This window comes from Caballeronia glebae (assembly GCF_001545035.1).
GTDB classification, from domain to species: Bacteria; Pseudomonadota; Gammaproteobacteria; order Burkholderiales; family Burkholderiaceae; genus Caballeronia; species Caballeronia glebae.
Genome location: NZ_FCOJ02000074.1, coordinates 22,679 through 32,151 on the forward strand (window position 1 = coordinate 22,679; position 9,473 = coordinate 32,151).

The 9,473-nt window shown below is 64.5% G+C and carries 10 protein-coding genes and 1 pseudogene; 7 read left to right on the forward strand and 4 right to left on the reverse strand.

The genetic code is table 11. The annotated features are described in order from the left end of the window. Window positions 1–58 precede the first annotated feature (58 nt). On the forward strand, window positions 59–1,186 hold the full coding sequence (locus tag AWB82_RS32205; RefSeq protein ID WP_086973361.1) for a DUF748 domain-containing protein: 1,128 nt from the start codon (window positions 59–61) through the stop codon (window positions 1,184–1,186). Between the two features lie 18 nt (window positions 1,187–1,204). Here AWB82_RS32205 and AWB82_RS32210 read toward each other — a convergent pair whose 3' ends face one another. The 4 genes from AWB82_RS32210 to AWB82_RS32225 form a co-directional block, all read right to left on the reverse strand. Then, window positions 1,205–1,828, reverse strand: coding sequence for an HAD family hydrolase (locus tag AWB82_RS32210; RefSeq protein ID WP_086973348.1), 624 nt, complete (start codon window positions 1,826–1,828; stop codon window positions 1,205–1,207). Further along, entirely contained in the window at window positions 1,825–2,376 is a 552-nt protein-coding gene (locus AWB82_RS32215) for an isochorismatase family protein (protein ID WP_086973349.1), read from the reverse strand. Before AWB82_RS32215 ends, AWB82_RS32210 begins: the two co-directional genes overlap by 4 nt. A gap of 1 nt (window position 2,377) precedes the next feature. Continuing rightward, window positions 2,378–4,165 carry an aminopeptidase P family protein gene (locus AWB82_RS32220; RefSeq protein ID WP_407643065.1) on the reverse strand — a complete coding sequence of 596 codons (1,788 nt, stop codon included), beginning with the start codon at window positions 4,163–4,165 and terminating at the stop codon, window positions 2,378–2,380. 126 nt (window positions 4,166–4,291) lie between these two features. Continuing rightward, window positions 4,292–4,564, reverse strand: coding sequence for a hypothetical protein (locus AWB82_RS32225; protein ID WP_086973351.1), 273 nt, complete (start codon window positions 4,562–4,564; stop codon window positions 4,292–4,294). Window positions 4,565–4,920: 356 nt separating this feature from the next. Between AWB82_RS32225 and hemA the strand changes: the two genes are divergently transcribed. The 6 genes and pseudogenes from hemA to AWB82_RS36850 form a co-directional block, all read left to right on the forward strand. Continuing rightward, window positions 4,921–6,216, forward strand: a complete 1,296-nt coding sequence (gene hemA / locus AWB82_RS32230) for a glutamyl-tRNA reductase (RefSeq protein WP_086973352.1) — start codon at window positions 4,921–4,923, stop codon at window positions 6,214–6,216. Between the two features lie 98 nt (window positions 6,217–6,314). Beyond that, window positions 6,315–7,397: a peptide chain release factor 1 gene (prfA, locus tag AWB82_RS32235; protein ID WP_086973353.1), complete on the forward strand. Its 1,083-nt coding sequence runs from the start codon at window positions 6,315–6,317 to the stop codon at window positions 7,395–7,397. Next, on the forward strand, window positions 7,394–8,230 hold the full coding sequence (gene prmC / locus AWB82_RS32240) for a peptide chain release factor N(5)-glutamine methyltransferase (protein ID WP_086973354.1): 837 nt from the start codon (window positions 7,394–7,396) through the stop codon (window positions 8,228–8,230). The genes prfA and prmC overlap by 4 nt, the downstream gene beginning before the upstream one ends. An 86-nt stretch (window positions 8,231–8,316) precedes the next feature. Then, the gene (gene grxD, locus AWB82_RS32245) at window positions 8,317–8,628 is read left to right on the forward strand and encodes a Grx4 family monothiol glutaredoxin (protein WP_086973355.1); all 312 of its coding nucleotides are present in this window, start codon (window positions 8,317–8,319) and stop codon (window positions 8,626–8,628) included. 11 nt (window positions 8,629–8,639) lie between these two features. Then, window positions 8,640–9,239 (forward strand): UbiX family flavin prenyltransferase, encoded by a 600-nt coding sequence (locus tag AWB82_RS32250; RefSeq protein WP_086973356.1) that lies wholly within the window; start codon window positions 8,640–8,642, stop codon window positions 9,237–9,239. A 108-nt stretch (window positions 9,240–9,347) separates the two neighbouring features. Further along, window positions 9,348–9,473: pseudogene (locus AWB82_RS36850) on the forward strand (dioxygenase); the annotation flags it as partial.

The following is a 9,473-nucleotide window of genomic DNA, read 5'->3' on the forward strand; positions in this document are numbered from 1 at the left end:
AGTCGCCACTTTTTTTCGAGCGGCGTTTTTCGGCGAGCCGACACGGAGACACATGCAGATGGCGGGATCGAGCGCGCGGCGGGGAGCGCTTTGGGCAATCGGAATCGTCGTGACGCTCGTCGTCGTGGCGATCGGCGGGTGGTTTTTCGTCGTGCATCAGATGAAAGAGCGGATCATCGAGACGCTCGGCCCGAACGGTTCGGTGGAAGAGATCGACGTCGGCTTCGGCCACGTGACGCTTTCGCGCGTGCGTCTGCGCGGTCCGAAAGACTGGCCCGCGAGCGACGCGATGCGCGCAGAACGCATCGTGCTCGATGTCGACATGCATTCGCTCATCTCGAAGCCGATTCATCTGCGCAGCGTGAGTGTCGACAACTACTATCTGTCGATCGTGCGCTCAGCCGACGGCCGCGTGCGCATTCTGCCCGGCCTGAAGGAAACCGCGCGCGAAGCCGATGCCACGCCCGACAGCAAGGAGCGTCAGGCGCGCGCGCAGGAGGAAAAGCTCATCGATCGCGTGTCGTTCGAGCGCGGCTCGATGGAGTTTTTCGACGGCTCCGTGCAGGACCCGCCGTATCGCGTGCTGATCGGCGATGCGCGCGCCTCCGTCGATCATATTCATCTGCCCGCGCTCACCGACCGCATCGAACTCTCGATGGCCGGCTCCATCAAGGGCCCGTCGCACACGGGCAATGTCACGTGGGGCGGCTGGATGATCGTCGCGAATAAGGATTCGCAGACGCGCGCGACGCTGCGCAACGTCGATGTCGCGACGCTGGACCCGTATCTGCTGAAGAAAGCCGGCGCGAAGGCGGCGGTGACGGGCGGCACCATCGACATGACGATCGACGCGACCGTGAAGGATTACCGCATCCACGCGCCCGGCACGTTGACGCTGAATCATCTGCAGATCAGCGATAACGGCAACGCGCTCGACACCTTTCTCTCGATTCCGACGAAGGCCGCGATCGCCGCGCTCAAAGACCGCAAGGAGCAGATCAAGCTCGACTTCGTGCTCGACGGCGATCTGCGTGATCCGAAGTTTTCGCTCAGCGAGAGTCTCTCGAAGAAGCTCGCGGCGGGCTTTGCGAAGGCGCTCGGCGTGAGCGCGGAAGGCGTCGCGCGCGGGGCGGGCGATACGGTGCGGGGAATCGGCAACGCGCTGAAGAGCCTGTTGGGGCAGTAGCGCGTTGCCTGCGCGCTCTCAGATCGGCAGATTCAGCGCGCGCAGCTTCGTTTCGGTTTCCAGCGCGCCGGTGTGGTGGACGCCGTGCCAGCCGAGCGCCGTCGCGGCTTGCGCGTTCATGAGGTTATCGTCGATGAACACGAGTTCGTTCGGCTGAACGCACGGCAGATGGCGCTCGATTTCCGCGCGCATCAAGCCGAAAATTTGCGGATCGGGCTTCACGAGACCCACGCGCCCCGACACGACGATCTCGCGAAATTTTCGCAGCACGTCGAAGCGTTCCCACGCGTAGGGGAACGTCTGAGCCGACCAGTTCGTGAGACCGAAGAGCGGCACGCCCGCCGCTTCGAGCCGGTCGACGAGCGCCACGCCTTCTTCCAGCACGCCCGACACCATTTCCGGCCAGCGCGCGTAGAACGCGCGGATCAGCGCTTCGTGTTCGGGATAGACCGCGATCAGTTCGGCGGTGCCGTCCTCGATGCTCTGCCCGCCGTCCTGCTGCACGACCCATTCCATCTTGCAGACGTTGTCGAGAAACCAGCGACGCTCGGTCTCGTCCGGAATCAGATGTTTGTAGAGATATTCGCGATTCCAGTCGATCAGCACGCCGCCGAAATCGAACACGACTGCCTTGATGGTCATGCAAACTCCGTTAGCAGAATGTCGTCGAGCGTGCGCACGCTGACGCCGTTGCCGCTCATCGACGAATGCGTCCAGACGAAATTCTGGTGCGCGACGATCTTCGCGGCGTCGAGGTGCGGCTTGTCCTTCGTGGTGTGAAGGTCGCCGGCGACGGTCGTGCGCAAACGGAGCAATTCGGCGCGCCGGGCGCTCGTGTTGACGCAAAATTCCGTCGCGAAACCGCATAGCACCACGTGCTCGATCTGCTGCGCGCGAAGCCGTTCCGCGAGCGGCGTCTCGTGAAACGAGTCGCCGACCGTCTTGTAAATCGATTCGTCGCCCGCTTCGCGCACGAGCGTCGCGGGCAGTTGCCAGCCGTCGCTGCCGCGCGCGAGCGGACCATCGGCGCCGCTTTCGTGCTGCACGATGAAAACCGGCGCGTTCGCCGCGCGCGCCGCAGCGCTCAGCCGGTTGATGCCGTCGATCACTTCCTCAGCCCGATACGCGCGCTGCGGGCCTTCGAAGAACATCCGCTGCACGTCGATTACGATCAGCGCGGTCTTCGCCATGTCAAATCGCCTTCGTGCGCTTTTCCAGCCACGCGAGCGCATCGCCGGAAACATGCGGCGAAACGCGCCGCCGCACCTCGGCGTGATACGCGTTGAGCCACGCGCGCTCGTCCTCGCGCAACAACGACAAGTCGACGCAGCGCGTATCGATCGGGCACAGCGTCAGCGTTTCGAATTCGAGGAAATCGCCGAACTCGGTCTTGCCCGCCGCCCGGTTCATCACGAGATTCTCGATGCGAATGCCCCACTTGCCCGGCCGATAAATGCCCGGCTCGATCGACGTGATCATGCCCTCTTCCATCGCCGTCCACGGCTCGGCGGGCGCGTAGTGCGAAATCACCTGCGGACCTTCGTGCACGTTCAGAAAGTAGCCGACGCCGTGTCCCGTGCCGTGGCCGTAATCCGCGCCCGCTTCCCAGATCGGCGCACGCGCGATCGAATCCAGCATCGGCGAACGGATGCCGCGCGGAAAGCGCGCGCGCGACAGCGCCATCGTGCCCTTCAGCACGACGGTGAAATCGCGCTTGTGCGCGGCATCGATCTCGCCGATGGGCACGACGCGGGTGATGTCCGTCGTGCCGCTCAAATACTGTCCGCCCGAATCGATCAGCAGCAATCCGTTGCCTTCGATCACCGCGTGCGACGCCTCGGTCGCGCGGTAATGCGGCATCGCGCCGTTGGCGTTGAAGCCCGCGATCGTCGCGAAGGAAAGCGTGACGAACCCCGGCCGGCGCGCGCGCGCGGCAGTCAGCTTCTCGTCGATGGTCAGTTCCGTGATGCGCTCGCGCCCGAGCGCCGCCTCGAACCACGCGAAGAATTCGGCAAGCGCGGCGCCGTCCTGCTCCATCGTCGCGCGGATGTGCTCCGCCTCCGCCGCGGTCTTGCGCGACTTCGCGAACGTCGACGGATTCACCGCCTCGACGATTTTCACCGCCGACGGCACTTTCTCCAGCAAGCCGTGCGTGATGCGGCGCGGGTCGATCAGGAGCGTCGAATCCGCGGGCAGCGACGCGAGCGATTCGAGCGCGGCGGCGTACGGCGCGACGCGCACGTTGTCGCGCGTCAGCGATTCGACGAGCGCGACCGGAACCTTGCCGTCCGCGACGAAGAGGGTCGCGTCGTCGAGACCGATCAGCGCGTGCGCGACGAAAACCGGGTTGTAGCTCACGTCGCCGCCGCGCAGATTGAAGATCCACGCGAGATCGTCGAGCGTGGAAACGAAGTGCCATTGCGCGCCTTTCTCGCGCATCGCGTCGCGCACGTGCGCGAGCTTGTCCGAGCGCGCCACGCTCGCATGCGGCGCGACATGCTCGTAGACGGGCGCCTCCGGCAAACCGGGGCGTGCGGGCCACACGGCGTCGAGCAGATCGAGATCGGTGCGCAACACGATGCCGCGGGCGCTCAGCGCATCGGACAACGCGCGCGCCGCCGCGACGCCAAGCACCGCGCCGTCGACCGCGACGGTTGCACCCGACGGCACGTGTTGCGCGAGCCAATCGACGTGCGGCGCGGTCTGCTGGCCGCCCATCATCTTCATGAGCACGATGCCGGTGCCGGCGAGTTGCGTCTCGGCTTGCGTCCAGTAACGGCTGTCGACCCAGACGCCCGCGAAATCCGCCGTCACCACGAGCGTGCCGACCGAGCCGGTAAAGCCCGAAAGCCACTGGCGCGCCTGCCAGCGTTCCGGCAGATATTCTGAAAGATGCGGGTCCGCCGACGGAACGAGCACGGCGGCGAGCTTGTCGAGCGCCATCTGGCCGCGCAACAACTCGATGCGCCGCGCGAACATGGCGGGTTCCGGAATGGCTGAATCTGCAATGCGATCGTTCATGAAGTCACCTGCTTGAGGCCCGCGTAGGGCGCGAAGAGCACGACGCGCGGCGAGGATCACTCGTCGCCCGCCAGAAAAATGAGATCAGCGGCGCGCCGCCAGTCCGACCGTCGTTGTCACGACGAGGAGCGCGAAGACCGCGCACGCGAACCATTCGAGCGTATCGCCGTCGTGATACACATCGACGATATTGCCGAGCATGCGCGCGACGACCGAAGCCAGTATGCCAGCGGCGATGGCCGTCCAGATGCGTCCCGCCGGAGCGCGCGCGACGCGTCCCGCACGGCGCAGCGGATGCAGCCACCAGCCCGCCGCGCCGATGACCGCGCCGAGAAAAATCAGTCCGATCCAGCCCATCAGCGGCGATACCCGGTTGAAGTCGATTCTTTGAAAAGTAGAGCGTTGCGGTCGACGGGCATGACTTTGGACGATTCTCGGCGGACGTAGCGGTTGAGTTTAGGGGCCGGACTGAGCGATGGCAAGGCGACGACCCCAGCGCGCGCGATCAGCCCGCGATGCATCTGTGCGGCGATCGGCCGCGCCCGGGAATCGCTGTCAAAATGCACCCTTCCCCTTGCCGGGCGGCCGTCACCGCCGGAAATGCCGGTATCCGCCCCCAAATGCCACCTATAAATGAAGAAATACGCAAAAGGCTATAATATCGGGCTATCTGAAAGGCCATCGGCTTAGCCCCGAAGCATCAGCCCAAAACAATGCAGCTCCTCACGATCGGAATCAACCACCACACTGCGCCTGTCGCTCTGCGCGAACGCGTGGCGTTTCCGCTCGAACAGTTGAAGCCCGCGCTGGGCGCGCTGAAGGACATCTGGCTCGGTCCGCTCGCGAAGGTATCGCCTGAAGCGGCGATCCTCTCGACCTGCAATCGCACCGAACTCTACTGCGCCACCGACGACGCCGCCGCCCGCGAAGCCGCTATTCAGTGGCTCTCGAAGTACCACAACGTCCCCGTTCCCGAACTCGCGCCGCACGTCTATGCGCTGCCGCAGTCGGAAGCCGTGCGTCACGCGTTCCGCGTCGCGTCGGGGCTCGATTCGATGGTGCTCGGCGAGACGCAAATCGTCGGACAAATGAAGGATGCGGTGCGCACCGCGTCCGAAGCCGGCGCGCTCGGCACGTATCTCAATCAGTTGTTCCAGCGCACGTTCGCCGTCGCGAAGGAAGTGCGCACGACGACCGAAATCGGCGCGCAATCGGTGTCGATGGCCGCCGCCGCCGTGCGCCTCGCGCAGCGCATCTTCGAGAACATTTCCAGCCAGCGCGTGCTGTTCATCGGCGCGGGCGAAATGATCGAACTCTGCGCGACGCACTTCGCCGCGCAGAATCCGCGTGAGCTGGTCGTCGCGAACCGCACGGCCGAACGCGGCGAAAAGCTCGCCGGCCGCTACAACGGCCGCGCGATCCCGCTTTCCGATCTGCCCGCGCGCATGGCCGACTTCGACATCATCGTGTCGTGCACCGCGTCGACGCTGCCGATCATCGGTCTCGGCGCGGTCGAACGTGCGGTGCGCGCGCGCCGCCATCGCCCGATCTTCATGGTCGATCTCGCCGTGCCGCGCGATATCGAGCCGGAAGTCGGCAATCTGCACGACGTCTTCCTCTACACCGTCGACGATCTCGGCGCGATCGTGCGTGAAGGCAACGCGTCGCGCCAGGCCGCGGTCGCGCAGGCCGAGTCGATCATCGAGACGCGCGTCGCGAATTTCATGCAATGGCTCGATGCGCGCAGCATCGTGCCGGTCATCCGCCACATGCACACGCAGGCGGACTCGCTGCGCCGCGCCGAAGTCGAACGCGCGCGCAAGATGCTCGCGCGTGGCGACGACCCCGCCGCCGTGCTCGAAGCGCTGTCGCAATCGCTCACGAACAAGCTGATTCACGGCCCGACGCACGCGCTCAATCGCGCGAGCAGCGAGGAGCGCAGCCAGCTCATCGACCTGATGAGCGGTTTCTACCGTCACGGTTCGTCGTCCGATTCGTCGGAACGTTAGCGGCCTTCTCTTTGCTATTCTCAAAGGCTCCGCGCGACTTGCGCGGCGGCTTTCCCGATTGCAGTTCTTCCTGACGCTCACCGCGTCATCTCCGTCCGATGAAAACGAGCATGCAAGGCAAGCTCGACCAGCTTGCAAAACGGCAGGTCGATCTCAACGAATTGTTGAGCCGCGAAGACGTAACTTCCGATATGGATCAGTACCGGAAACTCACGCGCGAGCACGCGGAAATCAGCCCGATCGTCGAGCAATACGCGCTCTGGCGTCAGGCTTTGACCGATGAAACGACCGCGCAGGACCTGCTCTCCGATCCGTCGATGCGCGATTTCGCCGAAGAGGAAATCGGCGAGGCGCGCGAACGCATGGCGAAGATCGAAAGCGACTTGCAGACGATGCTCTTGCCGAAGGACCCGAACGACGAGCGCAACATCTTCATCGAAATTCGCGCGGGAACCGGCGGCGACGAATCCGCGCTGTTCGCGGGCGACTTGTTGCGCATGTATCTGCGTTACGCGGAGCGCAATCGCTGGACGGCCGAGACGATGTCGGAAAGCGTGTCGGACCTCGGCGGCTACAAGGAAGTGATCGTGCGCATCGCGGGTCAGAGCGCGTATTCGCGGCTCAAGTTCGAATCGGGCGGGCATCGCGTGCAGCGGGTTCCGGCCACCGAGACGCAAGGCCGCATCCACACGTCCGCGTGTACGGTCGCGGTCATGCCGGAAGCCGATGAAATCAGCGAAGTCGTCATCAATCCGGCCGATTTGCGCATCGATACGTTCCGTGCGTCGGGCGCGGGCGGGCAGCACATCAACAAGACCGATTCGGCCGTGCGCGTCACGCACTTGCCCACGGGCATCGTCGTCGAATGTCAGGACGATCGTTCCCAGCACAAGAACAAGGATCGCGCGCTGAAAGTGCTCGCCGCGCGCATCAAGGACAAGCAGTATCACGAGCAGCACGCGAAGGAAGCGGCGACGCGCAAGAGTCTGATCGGCTCGGGCGACCGTTCGGAACGCATTCGCACGTATAACTTCCCGCAAGGGCGCATGACGGATCACCGCATCAACCTGACGCTCTACAAGCTCGAATACATCATGGACGGCGATATCGACGAGCTGATCGGCGCGCTCGTGTCCGAGCATCAGGCGGAGCAGCTTGCGGCGCTCGGGGAACCGGAGTGAGCGACGCCGCCGCGTTGTTGCGGGCTTGCGCGCTGCCGCAACTCGAAGCGCGCATTCTGTTGATGCACGTGCTCGGATGGCGGCGCACGGAACTCATCACGCGCGATCGCGAAGCGCTTTCGCCGGACGCGATCGCGCGTTTCGAAGCGCTCGCCGCGCGGCGCTCGGACGGCGAGCCGATCGCGCAATTGGTCGGCAAGCGCGAGTTCTTCGGCCTCGAATTCGACGTGACGCCGGACGTGCTGATCCCGCGACCGGAAAGCGAATTGCTGGTGGAGCTTGCGCTCGAAGCCATCGCGGATGCGTCGAGCCCCCGCGTGCTCGATCTCGGCACGGGAACCGGCGCGATTGCAATTTCGATCGCCCATGCGCGGCCCGAAGCGCGCGTGTGGGCCGTCGACCGGTCGCGCGCCGCGCTCGATGTCGCGCGCGGCAATGCTTCGCGCCTGCTCGATCCAAACCGCGCTGGCGGCCCGCCGAGCTTCGTCGAAAGCGACTGGACCGCGAATATCGATCCGTCGCTGCGGTTCGAAGTGATCGTCAGCAATCCGCCGTATATCGCGGGCGACGATCCGCATCTCGACCAAGGCGACCTGCGCTTCGAACCGCGCGGCGCGCTCACCGACGACGCCGACGGTTTGTCCGCGATTCGCAGGATTATCGAGTCCGCGCCGTTTCTGCTCGCGAACAACGGCGCACTTTGGATCGAGCACGGCTACGATCAGGCGCAAGCCGTGCGCGCGTTGCTCAAGGCACGCGGCTTCACCGACGTCCGCTCGATGCGCGATCTCGCCGGCATCGAACGCTGCTCGGGCGGCCTCTTCACGGCCTGAGCGCCTGGCCGCGGTCAGCCCGTGGAAGCGAAATCCGCTATCATTTCACCCATCCGCCTTCAACGACATTCACGCGCAGGAAAGCCATGGACACGCAAGAACGCATCAAGCAAATCGTCGATCAAAGCCCGGTCGTCCTTTTTATGAAGGGCACGGCGCAATTCCCGATGTGCGGCTTCTCAGGCCGCGCCATTCAAGTGCTCAAGGCATGCGGCGTCGATCAGATCAAGACCGTGAACGTTCTCGAAGACGACGAGATCCGCCAGGGCATCAAGGAATTCTCCAACTGGCCGACCATTCCGCAGCTCTACGTGAACGGCGAGTTCATCGGCGGCTCGGACATCATGATGGAGATGTATCAATCGGGCGAACTGCAGCAGCTCTTCGCCGCGGCCTGAATTTTCCGTAAGTGAGCGCGCCCGCTGCCGCGAAACGACGGCTCATCGTCGCGATTACCGGCGCAACGGGCGCCATTTACGGCGTGCGCCTGCTCGAAACGCTGCGCCGTCTGTCCGGCGTCGAGACGCATTTGCTCGTCTCCAGCGCCGGCTGGCTCAATATCCAGCACGAACTCGATCTCGACAAAGCCGCGGTCCACGCGCTCGCCGATGTCGTCCATAGCGTGCGCGATGTCGGCGCGACCATCGCCTCGGGTTCCTTCGCGACCGACGGCATGGTCGTCGCGCCCTGCTCGATGCGCACGCTCGCGAGCATCGCGCACGGCCTCTCCGACAATCTCATCACCCGCGCCGCCGACGTCGTACTGAAGGAACGCCGCCGTCTCGTGCTGCTCGTGCGCGAAACGCCGTTCAATCTCGCGCATCTGCGCAACATGACGGCCGTTACCGAAATGGGCGGCGTGATCTTTCCGCCGCTGCCGGCGTTTTATCAGAAGCCCGCGAGCATCGACGAAATGGTCGATCACACGGTCGCGCGCGTCATCGATCTGTTCGGGTTCGGGCAGCCGGTCGCTTCGGCTTGGCGCGGCTTGCACGGGCAAACGGACTGACTGCCGAAGATTGACAACATTGGCGACACAATGCGTTGCCGTTCGCGCCGTTTATCAACGCAGCTTGTGGCACTACATTGACGGCATACCGCACAGGAATTTGCCGCCATGAGCCGACTACCCACCGTTTTCATTTCCCACGGCGCACCGACGCTGCCGATCGATCCGTCGATGCCGTCCGAGGAATTCGCCACGCTTGGCCAAACGCTGCCGCGTCCGCGCGCCATTCTGATG